Annotated in this window: 16 protein-coding genes, 1 tRNA gene and 3 rRNA genes; 9 read left to right on the top strand and 11 right to left on the bottom strand. The window is 64.2% G+C overall.

What is annotated here, in order from left to right; all coding sequences use genetic code 11:
- Positions 1-150: 150 nt before the first annotated feature.
- A tRNA-Arg gene (locus OHA03_RS16900) sits at positions 151-223 on the top strand.
- Between the two features lie 81 nt (positions 224-304).
- Here the strand turns inward: OHA03_RS16900 and OHA03_RS16895 are convergent.
- From OHA03_RS16895 to OHA03_RS16875, 5 genes are read right to left on the bottom strand one after another with little or no spacing between them, the layout of a single operon-like run.
- Positions 305-1,432: a site-specific integrase gene (locus OHA03_RS16895; RefSeq protein ID WP_267004671.1), complete on the bottom strand. Its 1,128-nt coding sequence runs from the start codon at positions 1,430-1,432 to the stop codon at positions 305-307.
- A complete protein-coding gene (locus OHA03_RS16890; RefSeq protein WP_267004670.1) occupies positions 1,432-1,641 on the bottom strand; it encodes an excisionase family DNA-binding protein in 210 nt (69 codons plus the stop codon). Before OHA03_RS16890 ends, OHA03_RS16895 begins: the two co-directional genes overlap by 1 nt.
- Before the next feature lie 2 nt (positions 1,642-1,643).
- Positions 1,644-3,056, bottom strand: coding sequence for a replication initiator protein RepSA (repSA, locus tag OHA03_RS16885; RefSeq protein WP_323181330.1), 1,413 nt, complete (start codon positions 3,054-3,056; stop codon positions 1,644-1,646).
- A gap of 26 nt (positions 3,057-3,082) precedes the next feature.
- Positions 3,083-3,472 carry an XRE family transcriptional regulator gene (locus tag OHA03_RS16880; protein ID WP_267004669.1) on the bottom strand — a complete coding sequence of 130 codons (390 nt, stop codon included), beginning with the start codon at positions 3,470-3,472 and terminating at the stop codon, positions 3,083-3,085.
- Entirely contained in the window at positions 3,469-3,723 is a 255-nt protein-coding gene (locus OHA03_RS16875) for a hypothetical protein (RefSeq protein WP_267004668.1), read from the bottom strand. The genes OHA03_RS16880 and OHA03_RS16875 overlap by 4 nt, the downstream gene beginning before the upstream one ends.
- Before the next feature lie 174 nt (positions 3,724-3,897).
- Here OHA03_RS16875 and OHA03_RS16870 point away from each other — a divergent pair, with 174 nt between their 5' ends.
- The 6 genes from OHA03_RS16870 to OHA03_RS16845 all read left to right on the top strand — a co-directional run bounded on the left by OHA03_RS16870 (position 3,898) and on the right by OHA03_RS16845 (position 11,588).
- Positions 3,898-4,269: a winged helix-turn-helix domain-containing protein gene (locus OHA03_RS16870; protein ID WP_267004667.1), complete on the top strand. Its 372-nt coding sequence runs from the start codon at positions 3,898-3,900 to the stop codon at positions 4,267-4,269.
- A 156-nt stretch (positions 4,270-4,425) separates the two neighbouring features.
- Complete coding sequence (locus OHA03_RS16865) at positions 4,426-5,658, top strand: XRE family transcriptional regulator (RefSeq protein ID WP_267004666.1); 1,233 nt, start codon at positions 4,426-4,428, stop codon at positions 5,656-5,658.
- A gap of 176 nt (positions 5,659-5,834) precedes the next feature.
- Positions 5,835-6,389 carry a hypothetical protein gene (locus tag OHA03_RS16860; RefSeq protein ID WP_267004665.1) on the top strand — a complete coding sequence of 185 codons (555 nt, stop codon included), beginning with the start codon at positions 5,835-5,837 and terminating at the stop codon, positions 6,387-6,389.
- Between the two features lie 516 nt (positions 6,390-6,905).
- Positions 6,906-7,094 (top strand): hypothetical protein, encoded by a 189-nt coding sequence (locus OHA03_RS16855; RefSeq protein WP_267004664.1) that lies wholly within the window; start codon positions 6,906-6,908, stop codon positions 7,092-7,094.
- A 2,438-nt stretch (positions 7,095-9,532) separates the two neighbouring features.
- The gene (locus OHA03_RS16850; RefSeq protein ID WP_267004663.1) at positions 9,533-9,961 is read left to right on the top strand and encodes a hypothetical protein; all 429 of its coding nucleotides are present in this window, start codon (positions 9,533-9,535) and stop codon (positions 9,959-9,961) included.
- An 808-nt stretch (positions 9,962-10,769) separates the two neighbouring features.
- The gene (locus OHA03_RS16845) at positions 10,770-11,588 is read left to right on the top strand and encodes a hypothetical protein (protein ID WP_267004662.1); all 819 of its coding nucleotides are present in this window, start codon (positions 10,770-10,772) and stop codon (positions 11,586-11,588) included.
- 340 nt (positions 11,589-11,928) lie between these two features.
- Here the strand turns inward: OHA03_RS16845 and rrf are convergent.
- The 5 genes from rrf to OHA03_RS16820 all read right to left on the bottom strand — a co-directional run bounded on the left by rrf (position 11,929) and on the right by OHA03_RS16820 (position 20,907).
- Positions 11,929-12,045 (bottom strand): 5S ribosomal RNA (gene rrf, locus OHA03_RS16840).
- 79 nt (positions 12,046-12,124) lie between these two features.
- Positions 12,125-15,246, bottom strand: a 23S ribosomal RNA gene (locus OHA03_RS16835).
- 302 nt (positions 15,247-15,548) lie between these two features.
- Positions 15,549-17,074 (bottom strand): 16S ribosomal RNA (locus tag OHA03_RS16830).
- The 16S, 23S and 5S rRNA genes sit together here, the layout of an rRNA operon.
- Before the next feature lie 679 nt (positions 17,075-17,753).
- Positions 17,754-18,959, bottom strand: coding sequence for an ISAs1 family transposase (locus OHA03_RS16825; RefSeq protein ID WP_267004661.1), 1,206 nt, complete (start codon positions 18,957-18,959; stop codon positions 17,754-17,756).
- Positions 18,960-19,503: 544 nt separating this feature from the next.
- A complete protein-coding gene (locus OHA03_RS16820; RefSeq protein WP_267004660.1) occupies positions 19,504-20,907 on the bottom strand; it encodes a hypothetical protein in 1,404 nt (467 codons plus the stop codon).
- Between the two features lie 98 nt (positions 20,908-21,005).
- Between OHA03_RS16820 and OHA03_RS16815 the strand changes: the two genes are divergently transcribed.
- Entirely contained in the window at positions 21,006-21,212 is a 207-nt protein-coding gene (locus OHA03_RS16815; protein WP_267004659.1) for a hypothetical protein, read from the top strand.
- Positions 21,213-21,433: 221 nt separating this feature from the next.
- Positions 21,434-21,805 (top strand): hypothetical protein, encoded by a 372-nt coding sequence (locus OHA03_RS16810; RefSeq protein WP_267004658.1) that lies wholly within the window; start codon positions 21,434-21,436, stop codon positions 21,803-21,805.
- 473 nt (positions 21,806-22,278) lie between these two features.
- Here the strand turns inward: OHA03_RS16810 and OHA03_RS16805 are convergent, their stop codons facing one another.
- Positions 22,279-22,641: a hypothetical protein gene (locus OHA03_RS16805; protein WP_267004657.1), complete on the bottom strand. Its 363-nt coding sequence runs from the start codon at positions 22,639-22,641 to the stop codon at positions 22,279-22,281.
- Positions 22,642-23,022: the final 381 nt, after the last annotated feature.

The following is a 23,022-nucleotide window of genomic DNA, read 5'->3' as shown; positions in this document are numbered from 1 at the left end:
TGCCCGCCCCCATGCCCCGTCAAGACACCCCGCTCCCCACACCGTGCGAGCGCCCGGCAGCGCCTTTGCCGATACACCGCCCGCCTGCCTCCATCACCCCTGCGCCTCATCCGCTACCCTGTCCTGGACTGCCGTCAGCGGTAGATCCCCGCCTTCGTAGCTCAGGGGATAGAGCACCGCTCTCCTAAAGCGGGTGTCGCAGGTTCGAATCCTGCCGGGGGCACAGCACTAAGGGCCAGTTCAGAGGGTTGATCCTCTCGAACTGGCCCTTTCGCATGATCGCGACCGTGCCACACACGTGCCACTACGTCCCGGCGTCTCCCTGCCGTTTGCGGATCATCGACCCCAGCCGATCGGCGATCGCACGGTCCCGGTCAGCGGTCATGTGCTGGTAGATCAGCGCGGCACGGGCGGTGCTGTGCCCCATGCGCGTCATCAGCTCACGCGTGCTCGCCCCGGCAGCGGCCAAGGTGTTTCCCGTGTGCCGCAGATCATGGAAGTGGACATCGGCAGCGATGCCCGCATCCTTGCGCGCCTTGATCCAGTCGTCCCGGAAGTTGCTGCGCCGCAGCTGTCCGCCCTGGGGGCCGAGGAAGACGTGGCCGTCACGGCCTGCCCCCGCGTAGCGCTCCAGGTGCTCGATGACGTCGGCCAGGATCTCGTCCGGGAACGCGACGGGTCGGACGCCGGCCGCCGACTTCGGAGCCTTGTCGAAGAGCTTGCCGTCCTGCATCTCGGCCTGGGCGCGCTGCACCAGGACCACCCGCCCGGCGGTGTCGATGTCCCGGCGGCGCAGGGACGCCAGCTCACCGAACCGCAGCGTGGTGAAGGCCGCGAGCAGGACGAGCAGCCGGTACCGGGGAGCCATGGCATCGGCCACCGCGTACACCTCGGCCACGGTCAACACCGGTCGCTCGGGCACGTCGTACCGGTCGGCGCCCTTGACCCGGCAGGGGTTACGACGGATGAGTTCGTCGTCCACGGCCGTGTTCATGATGGCTCGAAGGACCTGATACGCCTTGACGACGGTCGGCTCCCCCACCCCGGCCGCGAGCAGTTGGCCACGCCAGGCCCGGACACGGGACGTGGTGACGTCGGCCAGAGATCCCGAACCAAACGTCGGCCTGATGTGCAGCCGGATCACTGCCTCGTTCCGTTCCCTGCTGCGGGCAGCCAGCTTTCGGTCCCGCAGCCACGCATCGGCGTACTCGGCGAACGGAACGGCCCGCTTGTCCGGGACTTCCCACTGGCCGCGCGAGATGTCCGCCTCAATGTGCGTCAGCGCGACTTCCGCGTCCGTCTTCGTCGCGTAGGTCTGCTCGGCACTGCGAAGCTGTCCGGTCACAGGGTCGCGGTAGCGAGCCTGCCAACGACCGGACTTGAGTTGCCGGACCGAACCAAAGCGCCGGCGGTTGCCCTTCCTGTTGGCCATCAGGCGACCCTCCGAAGGCCAGCCGAGCGAGGAGCGACCGGCTCGAAGGTGTGGGCGTCGATGAAGGCGGTGACGGCTCTCTCGGGGATGCGGACGTGTCGTCCTACCTTCACGAAGGTGATTCGGCGTTCCTCGATGAGCCGCCGGGGGAACCGGACGGTGGTGCCGAGGAGTTCGGCGACCTGGTCAACAGTGAGCAGCCGTTCCATGGTCACCACTCCCCCACGGTGTCGAAGGTTTCCAGTTCGGTGCGGTTCTCTCGGGCGAGTTCGCGGTTTTGCCTGATCTCGTTGGCGATGGATTGGGCGAGCCAGGATTCGCCGGGGGTGTGACCCTGTCCGGCGTACTCCCAGTGCGCGATGACCAGCGTCGTGTCCTCTCCCGAGCCCTCTGCCTGGTCGTCGTCCTGGTCGAGGGGATCGAGGCCGCGTTCCCGGCGTTCTTGCTGGGCCCGCCAGTCGGCGCGTGCTCCGCGCAGGGCTCCGAGGGTGGTCGAGTAGCGGGGTGTTTTGGTGGAGAAGTGGCCGCGGAAGCCGAGCATGTGGGACCAGTGCGCCAGCAGCCGTTCCGGGTAGTCGGCGTCCAGCTCCCAGCAGGCCTCGATCAGGCGTCGGGTGTGGTCGGGCAGGTTGGGGTGAAGGTCGAGTTCACGGAGCTCCCCGATGCGGCGGTCGAGGGTGCCGGTGGTCTCTGCTGCCTTGGTGGCGTATTTGGCGACGTAGGCGCCCACGGCCTGTTCGCTGACGTCGGTCTGGCCTTCAAGGGCGCCGATGGGCTGCACGTCGATCTGTGTTCCCCAGCGCAGGGTCCGGGCGGGGAATCGGCCGGCAGAAGGGACGGGAACCGTGGCGCGTGCTGCGGCGGCCCGGATCGCGTCGTCGAGGAGTTCGACGGTGGCCCAGGCCGGGGCCGGGGTGTCGGGCCCGTCCGGTCCGTCGATGCGGATGACCGCGTGGAAGTGGACCGCGCCGCGCTTTTGGAACTCGGCGACCTTCCCGAACGAGACCCGCGCCTCTTCTTTGCAGGCCGCTTGTGTCAGTCCGGCGCGGGCGGCGATCTCACGGCGGAGGTAGATGGTGAAGCGCTGCCACAGCGCTCCCGCGTGGTTGTTCCAGAGCACGGCCCCGGCGTAGTCGTAGCGCTCCGGGTTGATGGCGGTACCGAGGGCGGGATCGTCCTCAGCGTGGGCGGCGCCGCAGCGGCAGCGGCCGGAGTCAGGCCGGTTGTGGACCGGGCCGAAGGACGGGGCGGTCAGGGTGGCGAAGACGCGGGGGCGTTCGGCCACGGTGTCAGGGATGCCCTTGCCGCCGACCAGTCCGGCCATGATCAGGTGGTAGGTGTCCCCCGCGTAGGTCCAGGCGCACGACGGGCAGCGCGAGGCACGGCGGTTGCCGCAGGCGATCCGCAGCCGCCCGCCCGGTTCGCTGCTGGTCGAGTACTCGAAGAACTCGCCCGTGCGCGTGTCCACGGTCTGGCAGTGGCCACTCAGATGGATGGGCTGGGCACAGCCGCCGGTCCGCCGTACCTGTTCTTTCCAGCGCTCGAAGCGCGGGGAGTTGGCGACGCGCAGCATGTCGACCAAGGTCATGGGATCAATGCCCACGGCAGCCGCGGTGTCAGCCACGGCCGCCGAGGACAGCGCAGGGAGGGTCACGCAGCCACCTCCCCGAGTCGCTCGGTGAGGCCCTCGATGACCGATTCCAGAGCCGTCAGCCGCTCATTGAGCGTGGACGCCGCGGCGGGGCGGGTGAAGCCGAGTTCGGCCGGGGTGGCACGGAAGATCGCGCAGAGCAGGACCTGATACGTCTGCCCCGGGCGGTGGGTGTCGTTCTCCCAGCGGGAGACGAAGACCTTGAGCGAGTTCTCGGCCGCGATGTCCCAGCCCCAGTGATCGGCCAGGAGCATCAGCGCTCGCACCACCTTGACCTGCGACCAGCCCCGAGCCAGCCGGGCACGGCCAAGCGGCGTATCCGGAGCCCGCAGCGCAGGCGGCTGAACCGGAGCGGGACCAGTGACGAGAGGAACGATCGAGGCGTTCATGCGGCCACCGCCTCAGTCAGCGCGGGCAGCGGCCTACCGGTCTCCCAGTCGAAGCACACGGCCACCGGGCAGAGCTCCCGGCCACGGGCGTTGTGGACCAGGACGCCGGTGCCGTCCACCTTGATCCAGTCCGCACCACCGGCGACCCCACACGCCTGGCACGGCGAGGGCTCGTAGATGACACCGTCTTCCGTGCGGGACAGCGGAGCGGTTAACGGTGCAGGGTGCAAGACGACGAGCGTCGCGGGCATGATGGAAGCTCCCTTCGAGGGACGAAGGAGGGCGGCGGACTGCTTGGCGGTAGATGCGTCGCCCTCCGGGTTTGCGGCTAACTGCATGACATAGCTTGCTATATAGCATAGTAGGGCGCAAGTGTTAGTGCGACATAGGCTGTGCTAAGTCGCACTGGTGGGTAGTCTCGGCTCATGACGGTTGAAGCCCACGACCCCAGGTCCAAGAAGGCGCAGATCGCCGACGCCTTGCGCGACGAGATCGAGAGCACCCCGCTCCCGGCGGGGCACCGGCTCGCATCACTGCGTGACCTGGCAGACCGGTTCAAGGTCACGACGGTGACCGTGGGCAATGCGCTCAAGGTGCTTGCAGATGAGGGCGTGATCATCTCTGTGCCGACGCGCGGGTACTTCGTGCAGGACCGGCCGAGCGAAGACGGGGCCGGGCAAGACGCCAGCGCTCCGGTTAGCCGAGATGAGATCAACGCCATCCACTCCGAGATTCAGCAACTTGCCGCCCGCGTCGCCGAGTTGGAGAAGCGAACCCAGCCCTTGAGCGGTACCTGACAGTGATCCACCTTGCTGTCAGCACAACTGAGTAACTAGGGACAGGCGTGGTGTCACCGGGGGACAGCCTTGGTGCCAACCCCCTGTCACCCCCCGTGTCACCGGCTCTTGGAGTGCCAGACTCGACAGGCAAGCACCCCGACGGGAGGGCAGCACATGAGCGACGAACGGCCGGCATGGGCGCGACGACTTGCCTCCGAGCGAGACGCCCGGCAGTGGTCACAGGCCGAAGTGGTTGCCGCGCTCCGGGCCCACTCGCCGAAGCCGTTGCCCGAAGGCTCCAGCATGGTCCGCCAATGGAAGCGGTGGGAGTCCGGCGAGGTCATGCCGAGCGACTTCTACCAGCCGATCATTGCCGCCACCTTCGGCACCGTGACCCATGCGATCTTCCCCGTTGCCGGGCAGCGAGATGGAAACGCCGAGATCGTCGCGGCGAGCGGCATGGAGACACTGGACATCATCAGCCGGTTGCAGGCATCCGACGTCGACACCGCCACCCTTGACGCGCTCCGGATCACCACCGACCGGCTGTGCTCGGAGTACCCATACCTGCCAAGCGGGCAGTTGGCCGCCGAGGGCAGGCAGTGGCTCAAGCACGTTGCCGGGCTTCAGGCCCAACGCCTCACGCTCGCGCAGCACCGCGAAGTGCTCACCCTGTCCGGATGGCTCGCGCTCTTGATCGGCTGCGTCGAGTACGACATGGGCGACCGCGCAGCGGCAGAGAGCACCCGCAGGGCAGCACTGTCTTTAGCTCGTGAGGCGGACAACCCGGAGATCTCCGGTTGGGCCCACGAGATGCGCGCATGGTTCGCCCTCACGACGGGCGACTACCGCGGAATCCTGGCAGCCTCGCAGGCCGGGACCGACGCGTCCCCCAAGCACGGGGTGGCGGTACAGCTTGCCGCCCAGGAGGCGAAGGGGTGGGCGCGGCTGGGAGACCGGCGGCAGACGGAAGTGGCGTTGGACCGAGGGCGGAAGCTCCTCGAAGGGATGCCGTACCCCGAGAACCTTGATCACCACTTTGTGGTGGACCCGGCGAAGTTCGATTTCTACGCGATGGACTGCTACCGCCTGCTGGGAGAGGACCGCTTCGCCGAGAACCTCGCCCACGAGGTGATCCGGGCGGGCACGGACTTCGACGGCTCCGAGCGCTCACCGATGCGCATGGCGGAGGCGCGGATCACCCTCGGCGTGGTGGCAGCCCGGCAAGGCGACTTGGACCAGGCCGTCAACTACGGCGAGTGGGCACTGAAGGGGGACCGGCAGTCTCTGCCCTCCCTGCTCATGGTCAGCCGAGAACTGGCGGCCATCATCAACCGGGACTACGCCACGGAGACGGCAGGCCGCGAGTACCTGGATCACCTGACCGCGCTCACTCGCGCCAGCTAGGAGCTGCCCGGTGAGCCGTCCGGCCCGGCCTCACGGCCGGATGGCGATCGTGCTGATCGGCTCCGATGCCGTGATCACATTCACCACACCGGGATCATCAGACCGGCCCGACGCCGAGACGATCGGTGGAGCTACGCTTCCACAGCGCAGCCGACACTGAGCAAGAGCGGGGGATCGTGAACCGACCACTGTTGTTCCTCGATGTGGATGGGCCCCTCAATCCCTATGCGGCCAAGCCGGAGAAGCGCCCAGACGGCTACACCACGCTCAGAGTGCCCCAGGACAGCGGGATCCACGAGGGACACAGGGGACTTTCGGCCCGACGGCGACCCCTACGGGTGTGGCTCAACCCAAAGCACGGGCGAGCTCTGCTCCGGCTTGGCTACGAACTTTGCTGGGCTACCTCATGGATGGATGACGCCAACCGATGGATCGCGCCGGTGCTCGGCCTACCCGAACTCCCCTTCGTTGACTTCAGCGACGTCCTGTTCCAAGACCGCCCCGACGGGGTCCACTGGAAGACCGGTCGGCTGGTTGACCACGCTAACGGGCGTCCCTTCGCCTGGGTGGACGATGAACAGAGTGATCTGGACCAGTCGTACGTGACCGCCCACCACCGTGGGCGTGGGCTTCTGCACCACGTCAACCCGCGGATCGGTCTGCGCGAGGACGACTTCCGCGAGCTCACCGACTTCGCCCGGTCCCTGGACACTTCACGGGCCACCGGCTGAGCCGCACGCCAGCCCATCAGGCAGCTCTGCGTTCAGTCATTGCGGGACAACCTCTAGTAGGCCTGTTACAGGTTTCTCTACCTCATCAAGACCCGCGCACGGCGCGGGTGCGCGCCGCCTCAGCGGCGCGGCCTGCCTCTGTCTTCGCCCCGGCTGGCCGCGCCAGGCGGCGCGCTACGTGCTGCGGGCTAAAGCGAGAACTCATCCGCGGGTCAAGAACATGCCTCCGGCGGGGGCGCTCAGACTCCGGGATGGACGGGGCGCCGTTCGCGGGTGCCGACCGGATCGTGGTGAGCGTTGTGGGCTCCCATCCCGTCCACCGTCGACCCAGGCAGAGCCGAGCAGACGCGGCCCATGGCGTCCAGGTCGTTCGTACAGTGGCGCGCTCCACCTGGACGCCATGAACCACGCCCGCTCCACGGTGTGTGGGTCGACGGCGGACGGGATGGGAGCTGGGGAAGTAGTGGGTTGAGGAAAGAGGTCGGGTGCGGGGCCGGCGGCACGTAGCCTCACCCCGTGAAGATCCCACGCCCGGTCGTGCCGGAATCCTTGGTCTGGGCCGTAGCCTGGATCGTTGGCACCGTGATGTTCTGGTCGCTTGCCCAGGTGCTTGGCAGCCCGAAGAGCTGGTACACGAGTGCACTCCTCGCAGGGATCGTCATCGTCGCCGGACAACTCGTCGACCGCTACAAGCAGAAGCGCTGATCAGGTCCGAGGTGCGCCGAACCCCTTGGCAATGAGTTGGCCGCTTGTAATCTTCACGCATGATTCAGGGACTCTGCGCTGCCCTCATCGGCGGCGTGATCGGGAGGCTTCTCCTGGCGCGGCGAGCGCGGCGAACAGCCACTCAGACCGAAGCAGGGGAAACAGTCTTCTTCCAAGTCGGGGCCAACCTGCCAGACGAGGGGCCCCGATACAGCCTTGGCCAGGTACGCGCCGGAGGCAAGTTCCAATGGAAGCCTCGCTGGTCGAGGACGCGGCTGCGCGAACTCCCGAAAGATCTACGCTACATCCGCGCACACCAAGCGACCTTCCGCGAAATGTTGTGGGTCCCGACCAAAGCGCTGGTGATCGAGTGTGAATCGTCTGCGGGGCCCGTACGGCTATGGGCCTACCCGGAGCAGGCGGTGCACGTTGTGGAGATGATCCGGCGGGCAAGTAGCCCGAACTCGTCGAGCGCCCCGGTTCCCGACGTCAGCAGCTGACACCAGAAGGCGCGAACAGCGGCGATCGACGCTGCCCCGTGCCACAACCGCGCCAGATCGAGCGGGGACTCACGGGGAACTGCGGCTGCTGACGGAGGCCACAGCCAGCAGACGCCGAAGTCGGCATCCCGCAGGTCAGACCCCAGATCGCCCCACCACGCTCCTAAAGCGGGTGTCGCAGGTTCGAATCCTGCCGGGGGCACCAGAAAGTACCCGATAATAGGACATATGGACCCTTCGCGAATCACGGAGGGTCCATATTTGTCCCAGATGGGAACCCGATGGGAACGGCACGATGAGTAACCAAGGGTTACTGACCGTCGATCACATCATGGCATTTTGCGCAGTTTCATTGGGACCTGTGGGGTATTTCTGGCCCCGGCGGACTGCTTGGACGGTGTTGAGTGGCGGCGGAAACGCCTAGCTCGTATGTACTGGAGAACTGAAGAAAGCGGTATGCACCGCTTTGGTCGCCCTGGTGCGCACCCGCCCGGCATCCCGTACCTCAGGCCTCGTACTTCATGTGCGCGAAATGCCCGCCGTGCTCCCTGGTTTACCGACCCTGAGGGTTGCAGGTTGCGCCGAGGCCCTTCCGGCGGGTGTCGTCGAACCGGGGCCAGGTCCATGACGCCTCCCCCGCCGACAGACGCAAGCGGTGCCGCCGCCTGCTGACCACTCGTCAGTTAATACCTGAGAACACCGTGCTGGTGCTGCATGATGTGCCCCACCGGCCCTGGAAACGGAGGTAGGAATGGTCGTCGACGCCGGCTCCCCCGTCGACGATGCCGCATCGCAAGTGGAGTCCATCGAAGCTCGCAGACTCGCTGCTTCAGCTCCACAAGCAGGCGACTGAGCAGGACCGGAACCTTCATGGGCGTTTCCCCCCCGTGGTCGGGAACACCCTGATCATTGGATTATCCGCATCGGAGCGCGCTTTGCTAGGTCAACCGTCCTCGGTGGCCCACACACGGCTCACGGCTCCCTCGAAGGGGTGGTGCCATTGCAAGGAGAGCCGGGTGGGGGCGGGGCCTTTGTCGCCCCCAAGGGGTCTGCGGTGCTCACCGTTTCGACGACCGCAACTGACCTCAGCCGACTCCCCCGCCCTCGTTCCCACGGACTCCTGGAGGCCCTCATGGGAACGTCATGGGAACGGAAGGCCGTGTAAAGGCCGGGAAGGATCCGACAGGGACGGAAGGTCCCACTTCGCTGACCAGCAGGAACGGTGAATCCCGGGGAAGATCACCACAGATGGGGACAGCTATAGGGTCTCCCCTAAAGCGGGTGTCGCAGGTTCGAATCCTGCCGGGGGCACCATGCCTGACCAGGCACGATGTATCAGAAAGGCCCCTCGGAAGTGATCTCCGAGGGGCTTTTTGGGCTTGCATGGGAACGAATGGGAACGCGCCGGAAGGCAGCGTCCTCCGTGGGAACGTCGTAGCCGACTCCCATGAGAACGCTGGGCACCTCCCCCGGCTTCGCCCCCCTCCCCGCACGGCCACGGTTGACACACCCCCCAACATCGGCGCCCTCGAGCCCGACAAGAACCCTGCGGTCGTCCTCTACAACGCCACCTCCGACTGCCTGCTGCCGTCCCTCAGGCCAAGCCCCTGTACGCCCTGGGAAGCACCCACACCCGAGGTCGAGACCGACCCTCAGGCCGCCGCCGACCAGGCCGCCAGGCCCAGGCCGGGCCCACCGCCAAGGTCATGCCGATGCGGACCCGCCGTGCCAAGCCGACCTGCCAAGGCCGACACCACCGCCACCGATAGCAAGTCGCGTCCCACCCGCGAGCACGCCAACGCCAAGCCGGTCGCCGGCAACCCCACCACTCCCTGCCCTCCCCCACAGACAGCACCGACGAGTACAACACCAGGACTTGCACCCCAAACTTTAAATCTGGCAGACTTGGAGTTCTAAAGTTCAACGTGGAGGTGTTGCATGCCCAAGTCCATGCGGACCATCGAGGTCGACGATGAGGTATTCGCCTACTTGCAGCGTCACAGTGAACCTCTCGTCGATGCCCCGAATGACGTCCTGCGTCGTGAACTCCTGAAGGGCAAGAAGCCGCCCGCCGACAAGCCGGGCGGCCGCAAGACCGGCGCCCTGATGCCCGTCATCGAAGCCGGCCTGGCCGCCGCCGGAGACAAGGTGCGCCACCACCAGTCGCGACTCAAGCGGACCCACGAAGCCACCATCACAGCTGACGGCTGGATCGAAATCCCCGACGGCCGGGCATTCCCCCAACCTTCCCCCGCACTGAAGGCGCAGACCGGGAGTGAAATCAACGGGTGGGGCCAATACACGCACGTCCCCAGCGGGCGCCGCCTGCAGGAATTGCGAGAAGAGGTCGCGAAGCGCCAGGCGTGACGTTCGCCAGAGACTAGTGCCAGGTCCTCTCGGGCGAGCCTGTCAAGGGGTCCCCCGAGAGGACCCGCGGCCGCCAACCTGTCGGTCCGTCACCGGATGCATAAACGTTCATACATCAGTTGTCGAAAACACCCGAGCAGCCAGCCTGTCCTCAGCGGCCCGGACTGGGCGCACGCAGACTGCCAGAGGCGCTACCCCCGGGGGGCGTATCTCCGAGGGGCGACGCAACGCCCCCGTTGACTAAATGATCTCGAGTTCAGCGCGCCTTCGTCACGACAACCCCGTGCCACGAGCGCATTTCATGCCGCGTGTCGAACTCAGCGATGGTCGTCCAGCCGCTCCGCCATCGGCCCCCTCCGTGGTACTTAGCCCGGCAAGAACATGTGCAGAGCGGTCCCTGCGCCTTCTTGCAGCTCGACGTACAAGCCTCGTAGGGGTTGCACTCGCGGCCGACCATGATCTGCTCGTTCCGGCCCATCAACTCACCAGCCAGCCGTAGGAAGTGCTGGTTGGGCACGGTCCAACATCCTCGCTTCTCGTGCCAGAGGGTACGGGTGCGGGTTGGCACGTAGTCACTGATTCTCTGTTGCTGTTGCCAGCTGCTGTGTCGGGGAAGCCAGGCCTCGAGCGGCCCCTCGGCTGCTGCCTCTGACGCCCCCTCCTTTGGACGGTCTAGCGGCTGTCGTCGGGCGCCACCCGGCACAACCTCGCACTGGCCCACTTTGCGGACCGGTTACCGCTCCATATAAGCGCAATCGTAGGAAGTACCGCCCTGGTCAGGTGCGCATGCGTTGGTGACGATGCTGGGATGGATTATGAGATTGAGGCGAGTCGGAGCACAGTCTCAGCCTGGAGCGTGGCGCGGCTGCCGTTCGAGCCCAGGGGATGGCAGCGTAGGTTCCGGGGCGAACTGCGACTGGCGCTGCGGGCGCTTGAGCCGGAGGGTGGGCACGGGCTGATAGCTGAGTACGACGCCCCGGACGACGCGTTCGTCGATGTGGAAAACGTTCTGCTGTACAACGTCGGAGCGGGGGCCCATGGGCATCTGCTCGGCCCGGGGCTGGTCTGCCGACGCGGCAGCAGCGCCGACGGTCGGCACCATCTGCGCTACGCCCTCGCCTCGGCCATACCTGATCCCGACCCAGGAGCCACCTGCGTGATCGGTAATCTCGCTGCCGACCTTGGCGACGTGCTCCCGCGGACGCCAGGGGAATGGTGGATGCGACTGCGCCCGCGCACAACGATACGAACCGGAAGGCCTGCGGCCGAGCAAGTGGCAGACTCATTCGTACTGGACCTGTCCTTGGAGGGTCCTGACCTTCCCGGTCGGCGCTCGGCAGGGATCGTCAAGGCCCTACTCGACGGCGTGGTCAGCTGCTTCCACGCCCACGACGCCAGCGCGCCCGACGTGCTCCTTCCACGATTGGCAAGCCTCGCCCTTCCCAAGCACGCATGGGATCTCGTCTGCGAGCCATCCACTGCAGTCCTCGGAGTGCGGCCTCTGGTCCGCCCACACGGCAAAGGCATCGCGTGGAACCCGGCAGACGAACGCTGTTACGCCTTCCGCGTCGCCTTCACCTATGGCACCCGGTGGAAGGTGCACGCCCAACTCCGCGTCCTCGCATAACCGGGCGGCGAATAGGAGCCTTGACCTCAATTCACCTGCGGTCGTGAATGTGTGATGAGCTGTTGGTCGTCGTGCTTGTTCTGCGGGGCCGCGGACAGCCAGCTCTTCGTATGTCGATGCGGCTGCATAAGAATCCATGGCACTCGGAGGTGCTGCGGGGTGCTCCTTAACGCCATATATGTCGTCACACTTGCCACGCTTAAGCACCGATTCTGCGCCGCCTCGGCTTTCACGCAGTGACCACGACGACCCCGTACATATGGTCTCCGCCGGACTGAGCAATGCCCCGTGAATGCAGGAAAGCCCCGCACCAGAGGTGCGGGGCTTTCCCGGAATAATTGTTCGGCGGCGTCCTACTCTCCCACAGGGTCCCCCCTGCAGTACCATCGGCGCTGAAAGGCTTAGCTTCCGGGTTCGGAATGTAACCGGGCGTTTCCCTAACGCAATGACCACCGAAACACTATGAAATTAACCAACACCGGGCAACAACACGGCCGTTCGTTATTTCAGAACTAACACAGTGGACGCGAGCAACTGAGGACAAGCCCTCGGCCTATTAGTACCAGTCAGCTCCACCCGTTGCCGGGCTTCCACATCTGGCCTATCAACCCAGTCGTCTACTGGGAGCCTTAACCCCTCAAAGGGGGTGGGAATACTCATCTCGAAGCAGGCTTCCCGCTTAGATGCTTTCAGCGGTTATCCTTTCCGAACGTAGCCAACCAGCCATGCCCTTGGCAGGACAACTGGCACACCAGAGGTTCGTCCGTCCCGGTCCTCTCGTACTAGGGACAGCCCTTCTCAATATTCCTACGCGCGCAGCGGATAGGGACCGAACTGTCTCACGACGTTCTAAACCCAGCTCGCGTACCGCTTTAATGGGCGAACAGCCCAACCCTTGGGACCGACTCCAGCCCCAGGATGCGACGAGCCGACATCGAGGTGCCAAACCATCCCGTCGATATGGACTCTTGGGGAAGATCAGCCTGTTATCCCCGGGGTACCTTTTATCCGTTGAGCGACAGCGCTTCCACAAGCCACTGCCGGATCACTAGTCCCGACTTTCGTCCCTGCTCGACCCGTCGGTCTCACAGTCAAGCTCCCTTGTGCACTTACACTCAACACCTGATTGCCAACCAGGCTGAGGGAACCTTTGGGCGCCTCCGTTACTCTTTAGGAGGCAACCGCCCCAGTTAAACTACCCATCAGACACTGTCCCTGATCCGGATCACGGACCCAGGTTAGACATCCAGCACGACCAGAGTGGTATTTCAACGGCGACTCCACAACCACTGGCGTGGCTGCTTCAAAGTCTCCCACCTATCCTACACAAGCCGAACCGAACACCAATATCAAACTGTAGTAAAGGTCCCGGGGTCTTTCCGTCCTGCTGCGCGAAACGAGCATCTTTACTCGTAGTGCAATTTCACCGGGCCTATGGTTGAGACAGTCGAGAAGTCGTTACGCCATTCGTGCAGGTCGGAACTTACCCGACAAGGAATTTCGCTACCTTAGGATGGTTATAGTTACCACCGCCGTTTACTGGCGCTTAAGTTCTCAGCTTCGCCGACCCGAAAGTCAGCTAACCGGTCCCCTTAACGTTCCAGCACCGGGCAGGCGTCAGTCCGTATACATCGCCTTACGGCTTCGCACGGACCTGTGTTTTTAGTAAACAGTCGCTTCTCGCTGGTCTCTGCGGCCACCCCCAGCTCATGGAGTAAATCCAATCACCAGTGATGGCCCCCTTCTCCCGAAGTTACGGGGGCATTTTGCCGAGTTCCTTAACCATAGTTCACCCGAACGCCTCGGTATTCTCTACCTGACCACCTGAGTCGGTTTAGGGTACGGGCCGCCATGAAACTCGCTAGAGGCTTTTCTCGACAGCATAGGATCATCCACTTCACCACAATCGGCTCGGCATCAGGTCTCAGGCTCATGTGTGACGGATTTGCCTATCACACGCCCTACACCCTTACCCCGGGACTACCACCGCCCGGGCTGGACTACCTTCCTGCGTCACCCCATCGCTTACCTAGTACAAGTCTGGTTCGTCGGCTCCACCACTACCCTCAACTCCGAAGAGATCGGGCCGGCTTCACGGACTTAGCATCGCCTGATTCAGTATTGGGCGTTTCAAAGCGGGTACCGGAATATCAACCGGTTGTCCATCGACTACGCCTGTCGGCCTCGCCTTAGGTCCCGACTTACCCTGGGCAGATCAGCTTGACCCAGGAACCCTTAGTCAATCGGCGCACACGTTTCTCACGTGTGTATCGCTACTCATGCCTGCATTCTCACTCGTGAACCGTCCACAACTCGCTTCCGCGGCTGCTTCACCCGGCACACGACGCTCCCCTACCCATCCCAGCAGGCGTTGGCCCTTAATGCTGGAATGACACGACTTCGGCGGTACGCTTGAGCCCCGCTACATTGTCGGCGCGGAATCACTTGACCAGTGAGCTATTACGCACTCTTTCAAGGGTGGCTGCTTCTAAGCCAACCTCCTGGTTGTCTCTGCGACTCCACATCCTTTCCCACTTAGCGTACGCTTAGGGGCCTTAGTCGATGCTCTGGGCTGTTTCCCTCTCGACCATGGAGCTTATCCCCCACAGTCTCACTGCCGTGCTCTCACTTACCGGCATTCGGAGTTTGGCTAAGGTCAGTAACCCGGTAGGGCCCATCGCCTATCCAGTGCTCTACCTCCGGCAAGAAACACACGACGCTGCACCTAAATGCATTTCGGGGAGAACCAGCTATCACGGAGTTTGATTGGCCTTTCACCCCTAACCACAGGTCATCCCCCAGGTTTTCAACCCTGGTGGGTTCGGTCCTCCACGAAGTCTTACCTCCGCTTCAACCTGCCCATGGCTAGATCACTCCGCTTCGGGTCTTGAGCGTGCTACTAAAACGCCCTATTCGGACTCGCTTTCGCTACGGCTTCCCCACACGGGTTAACCTCGCAACACACCGCAAACTCGCAGGCTCATTCTTCAAAAGGCACGCAGTCACGACATGCAAGCAAGCTTGCATGCGACGCTCCCACGGCTTGTAGGCACACGGTTTCAGGTACTATTTCACTCCGCTCCCGCGGTACTTTTCACCATTCCCTCACGGTACTATCCGCTATCGGTCACCAGGGAATATTTAGGCTTAGCGGGTGGTCCCGCCAGATTCACACGGGATTTCTCGGGCCCCGTGCTACTTGGGTGTCTCTTAAACGAGCCGTTAATGTTTCAGCTACGGGGGTCTTACCCTCTACGCCGGACCTTTCGCATGTCCTTCGCCTACATCAACGGTTTCTGACTCGCCTCACAGCCGGCAGACTGTGAAAAAGAGATCCCACAACCCCGCATGCGCAACCCCTGCCGGGTATCACACGCATACGGTTTGGCCTCATCCAGTTTCGCTCGCCACTACTCCCGGAATCACGGTTGTTTTCTCTTCCTGAGGGTACTGAGATGTTTCACTTCCCCTCGTTCCCTCCACACTGCCTATGTGTTCAGCAGCGGGTGACAGCCCATGACGACTGCCGGGTTTCCCCATTCGGACACCCCCGGATCAAAGCTCGGTTGACAGCTCCCCGGGGCCTATCGTGGCCTCCCACGTCCTTCATCGGTTCCTGGTGCCAAGGCATCCACCGTGCGCCCTTAAAAACTTGGCCACAGATGCTCGCGTCCACTGTGCAGTTCTCAAACAACGACCAGCCACCCATCACCCCACCCTTACAGGCGAGTTCACTGGGGCCGGCAACCGAAGGACAGACTCGAACGAGCCCGTACCCTCAGACACCCAACAACGTGCCCGACACGACCCTCCACGATTCACGTTCCACGCCGAAGCAGTACTAGTGATCCCGAAGAACCGTGCCGAATAGTCAACGTTCCACCCATGAGCAACCACCGTCGAACATTTGCCGACGTAGTGGCCTCTGACCAAGCAAGCTTGGTAAGAAGTGCTCCTTAGAAAGGAGGTGATCCAGCCGCACCTTCCGGTACGGCTACCTTGTTACGACTTCGTCCCAATCGCCAGTCCCACCTTCGACAGCTCCCTCCCACAAGGGGTTGGGCCACCGGCTTCGGGTGTTACCGACTTTCGTGACGTGACGGGCGGTGTGTACAAGGCCCGGGAACGTATTCACCGCAGCAATGCTGATCTGCGATTACTAGCAACTCCGACTTCATGGGGTCGAGTTGCAGACCCCAATCCGAACTGAGACCGGCTTTTTGAGATTCGCTCCGCCTCGCGGCATCGCAGCTCATTGTACCGGCCATTGTAGCACGTGTGCAGCCCAAGACATAAGGGGCATGATGACTTGACGTCGTCCCCACCTTCCTCCGAGTTGACCCCGGCAGTCTCCTGTGAGTCCCCATCACCCCGAAGGGCATGCTGGCAACACAGAACAAGGGTTGCGCTCGTTGCGGGACTTAACCCAACATCTCACGACACGAGCTGACGACAGCCATGCACCACCTGTATACCGACCACAAGGGGGGCACCATCTCTGATGCTTTCCGGTATATGTCAAGCCTTGGTAAGGTTCTTCGCGTTGCGTCGAATTAAGCCACATGCTCCGCTGCTTGTGCGGGCCCCCGTCAATTCCTTTGAGTTTTAGCCTTGCGGCCGTACTCCCCAGGCGGGGAACTTAATGCGTTAGCTGCGGCACCGACGACGTGGAATGTCGCCAACACCTAGTTCCCAACGTTTACGGCGTGGACTACCAGGGTATCTAATCCTGTTCGCTCCCCACGCTTTCGCTCCTCAGCGTCAGTAATGGCCCAGAGATCCGCCTTCGCCACCGGTGTTCCTCCTGATATCTGCGCATTTCACCGCTACACCAGGAATTCCGATCTCCCCTACCACACTCTAGCCTGCCCGTATCGACTGCAGACCCGGGGTTAAGCCCCGGGCTTTCACAACCGACGCAACAAGCCGCCTACGAGCTCTTTACGCCCAATAATTCCGGACAACGCTTGCGCCCTACGTATTACCGCGGCTGCTGGCACGTAGTTAGCCGGCGCTTCTTCTGCAGGTACCGTCACTCTCGCTTCTTCCCTGCTGAAAGAGGTTTACAACCCGAAGGCCGTCATCCCTCACGCGGCGTCGCTGCATCAGGCTTTCGCCCATTGTGCAATATTCCCCACTGCTGCCTCCCGTAGGAGTCTGGGCCGTGTCTCAGTCCCAGTGTGGCCGGTCGCCCTCTCAGGCCGGCTACCCGTCGTCGCCTTGGTAGGCCATCACCCCACCAACAAGCTGATAGGCCGCGGGCTCATCCTTCACCGCCGGAGCTTTCAACCCCGTCCCATGCGGGACAGAGTATTATCCGGTATTAGACCCCGTTTCCAGGGCTTGTCCCAGAGTGAAGGGCAGATTGCCCACGTGTTACTCACCCGTTCGCCACTAATCCACCCCGAAAGGCTTCATCGTTCGACTTGCATGTGTTAAGCACGCCGCCAGCGTTCGTCCTGAGCCAGGATCAAACTCTCCGTGAATGTTTTCCCGTAATCGGGACGACACACACGAGAGCGGAACAACCAGTCGGAATAGGACCGGTCATCCACAACGTCCTCGCTGTGTAAATTGCCCACCGGAACCACAAGGGCCCAGCAGGACTTTCAAAGGAACCACCAACCTGCCGAAACAGGCCGGGGTATCAACATATCTGGCGTTGACTTTTGGCACGCTGTTGAGTTCTCAAGGAACGGACGCTTCCTTCGTACTCACCCTCACGGGCTTTCCTCCGGGCATTTCCCTTCGGTCTTGCGTTTCCGACTCTATCAGACTCTTTCGTGTCCGATTCCCGGTCGAAGCGGGTTTCGCTTTCCAGGTTTCCGCTTTCGCGTTTCCCTTTCCGGCGAGTCCGACTCTATCAGATCCTCTCGGGCCTGATTCCCAGTCAGCGGGGTTTGTCATCCCGGCCGTTGGGCCGTTCCGACACCCAAACCCTAGCGGAATCCTCCCGGCGATTCATAATCGCGTCCTCGAAATGAATTCCGGCATGCCGAAATCATCCCGAGTGGGAGATCGTGCTGAGTTTGAGTTGCCGCATTCGCGGCGGGATCGGTTGTCGCAGAACCGTTCCGGCCCCGTGACAACTCGAAGGACCTTACGGATCAGGGAGGGGTGTGTCAACTCCAGGGTCATTGCATGATCGAGATCTGTCTGGGTTCGTCACGTGAGACCGAGGGTTCGTAGGGGCCGGTGGTAGTCGCGGCCGGTGTGGCGGAGGGCGGCGGCGATGTTGGTCTGGCCGTCCTGGCGGAAGACGCTGATGGCGAGGTTGCGCAGGGAGGCCATGGCGCGAGGCAGGGTGCCGGTGCGGACCTTGGAGTCGTCCTCGCGGAACGTGCGGTCCCGCACGTGGTGCAGGAGGTTCTCGATTCCCCAGTGGCCTCTGATCCAGGTGGCGAGCTCGGTGCAGGTGGCGTCGAAGACGCTCAGGCTGGTGATCAGGTAGACGCGCTCGATGGTCAGCTTCCCGGTGCTCAAGTCGCGTCGCCACCGTACGACTTGGATCGCCTGGCGGGCGCCGGGGTAGTCGAGGTGGCTGAACGCGGCGACCTTGAGCCGGCGGATCTCGTCGCGGTGGTGGGCGTGGTCGCGAGTGCGGTGCCCGAGCGGGATGTCTCGCCAGGGCAGCTTCCTGACCTGGGCGTACAGGCCCGGATGGTTCTTCTTCACGACGGCCACGTAGTGCGCGCCGCGACTGGTCAGATAGGCCCCGTGGTCGTGCTGGGTGTGCAGTGCGTCGGCGGTCACCACCGTGTTCTCCAGCTCGAGACCGTCCAGCAACGGCGCGAAGGAGGGGATCTCGTTGCTCTTGGAAGCGACCTGCCGCTGGGCCAGGACCACGCCGTGGTGGTCCATCGCCGCCAGCAGCTGGATCGCCGCGGCCGTTGCGGTTCGCGATCCGCGGACCACCTTGCCGTCGACCGCGATCACCCGTCGCACCGGCCCTTTCTCCGCCTCCGGCTCGACCGGGGGCGGCGTTCTGGCCTGCAGATACGCGCTGATCGCCGCGTCCAGCGCGTCACCGTCCACACGCTGCAGCAGGCGGCGCACGGTTGCGGCGTGCGGCACCGGCCGCAGACCGGTAAGTGGATCGGCAGCGAAGCCGAGGACGCCCAGCACATGCTGCGGGGCATCCGTGATCCACTCGCTGATCGCGATGAGCGAGCGAGCCCCGGTCAGCACCGCCGAGACGGCTGCGCACAGCAACGCGAGGGCCGGATACCGCAGTCCTCGCGCATCGCGGGGATCGGCGACCAGGATCAGGAAACGCCGCAGGTCAGCGACATCGCTTGAGGTGAGGGGATCAGTCGGGGAACCCAGTTTCTCCAGTGCGGAAGGGATGGGCGATGATGTTCGGGCAGGCACGGTCTCGCTCGGTTCTCATGGGTCTCGACAACCACATGATCACCAGCACCGTGCCTGCTCTGCTCTCCCGGGCCCCTTGCCCCACAACGGACATGACGCCACGTCACTCACGAGACCGGCGAACCGGACCAATCCCAATCACGCAATGCCCCTGGTGTCAACTCCGTCAGGTCAAGCCGTTTTCCGGCCTGTCCCCGGCCCCGCGTGTCCCCGCCCGACCGCCGGTCAGTCCAGGTTAAGTCGGCCGTGGCCTACAACGCGGGCACCCGAAACCGGTCCCGGGAGGCCGGCGTGCAGTGGATGCAAGTGTTCGATGGCGCCGCGTGCGGTTGGACCAGCCACCAAGCCCCGGACAAGGCCGCGAGGACGCTGCGCACCGTGGAGGACTCCGCCACGTGGCCCATCTCCCACCCGCGGTGCGGGCGGGCGTTCGGGCCGCGGCCTGACGTCACCGCCGAGGCGTGAGCGTCGGACCTGCGGCCCGAAGCGACACGACGTGTGGCGGGGTCGTATCGGCGCCGGCCGATGGTCCTTCCGCAGCAGATCACCCTCGGCCGGGTACGGCAGTGTGGGTCTCGGCGCCCTGCCAGATCCCGTTGTCCCACCAGATCACCGAGACGTCGAAGGCTCCTTCTACGGTCGCGATTGCCCAAGGTTCGACCGGAGCGGCTGCGCATACAAGGAAGGTGCGATCGATGGGCCGAGTCAGACCGAAGCGGATTTCCGCTGTGCGCGTTGCAGCCTCGCGCAGATCGAGGTACGTCGGCTGCTCGGCGTGCAGCACCTCGAAGAGGTGGGTGCCGCTGTCGTTGGAGCGGATGATGTCCGCGGTGGTGCTGTCTTCGGGCTCCCCGCTCTCCCAGAGCTGAGCAAGAAGGTTGTGCCGCAGCCGCTCGTGGACGGATTCCCTGCGGTCGGCTGCTACCGCCGCTTGCAGGAACTCCTGGAAGCCGGATGACGGTATAGAGGTGGCCGATTCGGCAGGTGTAGACGACATGGCAGGCAGTGTTTCCTCGGGGGTGGGGGCAGCGGGAGGCGTGGGCTCGGCTGAGGGTACGGCTGCGCTCGACGCCAGGGGGGTGCCCCCGAGTACGGCGGGGAGAGCAGCGTGGTGGATGACGCTGAGCGTCTGGGTGCAGCGCGTCAGCGCCACGTACAGAGCCCGTAGGCCGGAGGGCGTGCCGGCCGAAATGGCAGCGGGTTCCACCACCACGACGTGGTCGAACTCGATGCCCTTGGCGTCTGCGGGGTGCAAGACCGGTACGGGTGTGGTCGGCGATGCCTGCGCGAGCGCCTCCCGCAGGGCAGTGATGAGCGTGTCGTCCTGCGGGGCGATGACGGCGGTGGATCTCCCGTCCTGCAATTCGGTTATCCCCATGACGTGCAGTGCGGTGGCTTCTGCGAGCAGGTCCGGGCCGGTCACCTGTGCCATGGCCACGGTCCGGCCGTCACGCCTGGGACGGACAGAGCGCGCTACGGGCACACGGGGTGCGGCGGCCCGGGCGAGGGGCGCGACAAAGTCGGCGACCTCCGGGGGCAGGCGGAAGCCGGTCTTCAGGACCTCGACGGTCCATGGCGAGCCAGCGGTGAGCAACGTGACCAGCTCGCGCCACGAATGGTACGCGTGCGGCCCGGAGGCCTGCGCCAGGTCGCCGAGTACGGTAAGCGAACCAGAAGGGCAGCGGCGGCCCAAGGCCCGCGCTTGCATAGGCGTCAGGTCCTGTGCCTCGTCGACCACGATGTGGGCGTATGCGCGACGGCCGTCGGATCCGTTGAGCAGCCATTCCAGTTCATCGAGGCACACGAGGTCGGAGGCGGTCCACGCGGTTTTCCCAGGCTCCGCGTGCCGGAGGGCGGGGAGCTCCTCGGTAGTGAGGAGCGGCGCGGCATCTGCCAGCAGCCTCTGGCTCTTGAGGAGTTTGGCGTAGACATCGGCGGCGTAAACCACGCCCGCTCCACGACGTGTGGGCCGAAGGCGGACGGGATGGAAGCTGGGGTGAGTGGTGAGTTGGTATGGGTGGTGAAGGTCAGCTGTAGCGTGCTCGCATGGACGAACCCCGGATCAAGGTGCAGGGCTCAGCAACCGAAATCACCGTTGCAGCCAATGCCGCAGGGTTGCGGGACCTGGCTGAGCGACTCATAGGGCTCGCTGATCCCGAACTCAGCGACGGGTACCACGAGCATCTTGAGGGCGGCATCAATCTCGAAGAGGGCTCGGTCAGCCTGATCCTGGCCCGAGACGAAACGCTGTAGAGCCCATGCCTATACCCGGAACCATATGCCTGCCCGGCACGTCCCCGACACCAGGACGACCAGCGGGGAACCAACGGATATGGCGGAGCGCTTCCGGCAAAGCCGCAAGTCAGGGTATCCGCAGGTCAGATCCCATCCACGTACGGGTTCTTCTGAACTGGTGCTCCATGGCCCCTCAGCTGAACTGACCCGGATCCGCAATTCCGAAGAAGGTAGGAGTCGTGCTGACAAGGACACTGCCCCCTGAGCAGTGGTGGATAGGCGCCGTCATTTCCGGCGTTGTCTTTATGATAGCCATACACCCCGTTGCGACGACGGCGAAGAAGAAGCTACTCCTACCCTTGATACCCCTTGCCGGCGGCGCCTTCCTCTTCTTCGATACGGCGGGAGACGAGGATGCGCATCCGGTGGTCTGGTTCACGGCCATCATGATCACCTTTGCGGTGCTGAGGATCATCTTCGCCCCGTATCTCCGCCGTCAGTTCGCCCTGGCACGTTCAGGACAGCAGATGCAAACAATGACGGGCAGGCAGCAGGCAGTCTTCTGGTTCACCTTCTTGATCGTCACAGTTGCCGTACTTCTCGTCATTTGAGTCCCCCACGACTACAGACGCCGATGCCTGCCCCTGGCGGTACGGGGAGCAGGCATCGGCATGGCGGTGTCGCCGGTCCAGACGCGGGCACCTCACATCTCTGGGTCTCAGCGTGATCGCCTTGGATGCAGACCCGTTTTGCTGACATCCAATGCTGACATCAACGGCGCCGGACAGCAGTGACTATGGGCGTCCGTCAGTAGCCGGGTTGGCTGTGCAGCGGCAAGTGACCATGGCGCCCCGCCTGAACTCCTAAAGCGGGTGTCGCAGGTTCGAACCCTGCCGGGGGCACAAGCGTGACCAGGGAAAACGCCTCGGATCGGGATGGTCCGGAGCGTTTTGACGGCAATGACCTCGGGCGACAAGCGGGGCACCGCTACGCGATGCGGGTTGCTGACACCCGAAATCTTCGACATCGAGGGCGGGCCCCGCGTGGTCCGTCCTGAAACCACGAGGAGAACCCGGGGCGCGGCTCACGCCGGCCGGTCGGGGTCCTTGGCGTTGATGTCGGCGAGCCAGGCGGTGAGGGTCACGCGTTCAACCGCGTCCAGGGCGACGAGGAGAGCCGCGAGCGACTGCCGGTACACGGCGTCCTTGGCGGCCATCCCGGCCGGGGTGACGGTCATGTCCAACTGCTCCCGCAGAACGTCGGCGTGGTCGAAGCGCTCGTCACGTGGAGTGTCGAGCCAGGAACGCCCCTTGAGCACGCCCCACGCGGCGCGGCCCAGCCCCGTCTGCATGTGGTGCACCTCTGCGCGGATCGCGGCGACGTACTCCCGCAGCTCGTTCGTGGTGCCGATCTTCTGGCCTCGTTCGACCCAGGTGTCGTCATCCATGAAGGGCTGATCCTTTCGATGGGAGTCGAACCCGGAATCCGGCACCGGGCCCCGTGATGAAGCTAGGCGCTGGTACCGCCTGGGGCCGTGAGTGACTCCCGAACTCATCGACATTGATCACCGTCGCAGTATGCGAAGTGACTCCCAAAGTCGTCGAACAACGACTCCCGTTCACTCGTACACCGATCCTCATGCCGGACTGGGCCCCGCGCATCCCGGCCTGCAGTGCGGGCAAACCCAGCCGTCCGCCCCCTCCCGAGTCGGGGGGCGGATTGTCGCCCGGCCGTGGCCGGCCGGGGGCGCATCTCCCGTGGTCCGGGCGACGCCACCACCCAAGCAGCCCGCCTTTCTCTTCCCAAAACCCCACGTGGGCCATACGGC

Source organism: Streptomyces sp. NBC_00154 (genome assembly GCF_026342835.1).
Lineage (GTDB): Bacteria > Actinomycetota > Actinomycetes > Streptomycetales > Streptomycetaceae > Streptomyces.
Note: the sequence above shows the minus strand (reverse complement) of the source record. Positions and strands in the feature narration are given on the sequence as shown.

Coding starts and splice junctions, on each gene's coding strand:
- OHA03_RS16890 (WP_267004670.1), bottom strand. CDS start 1,641: ATGGAACGGCTGCTCACTGTTGACCAGGTCGCCGAACTCCTCGGCACC.
- OHA03_RS16845 (WP_267004662.1), top strand. CDS start 10,770: ATGGATTATGAGATTGAGGCGAGTCGGAGCACAGTCTCAGCCTGGAGC.
- OHA03_RS16870 (WP_267004667.1), top strand. CDS start 3,898: ATGACGGTTGAAGCCCACGACCCCAGGTCCAAGAAGGCGCAGATCGCC.
- OHA03_RS16850 (WP_267004663.1), top strand. CDS start 9,533: ATGCCCAAGTCCATGCGGACCATCGAGGTCGACGATGAGGTATTCGCC.
- OHA03_RS16865 (WP_267004666.1), top strand. CDS start 4,426: ATGAGCGACGAACGGCCGGCATGGGCGCGACGACTTGCCTCCGAGCGA.
- OHA03_RS16875 (WP_267004668.1), bottom strand. CDS start 3,723: ATGCCCGCGACGCTCGTCGTCTTGCACCCTGCACCGTTAACCGCTCCG.
- OHA03_RS16815 (WP_267004659.1), top strand. CDS start 21,006: ATGGACGAACCCCGGATCAAGGTGCAGGGCTCAGCAACCGAAATCACC.
- OHA03_RS16895 (WP_267004671.1), bottom strand. CDS start 1,432: ATGGCCAACAGGAAGGGCAACCGCCGGCGCTTTGGTTCGGTCCGGCAA.
- OHA03_RS16880 (WP_267004669.1), bottom strand. CDS start 3,472: ATGAACGCCTCGATCGTTCCTCTCGTCACTGGTCCCGCTCCGGTTCAG.
- OHA03_RS16805 (WP_267004657.1), bottom strand. CDS start 22,641: ATGGATGACGACACCTGGGTCGAACGAGGCCAGAAGATCGGCACCACG.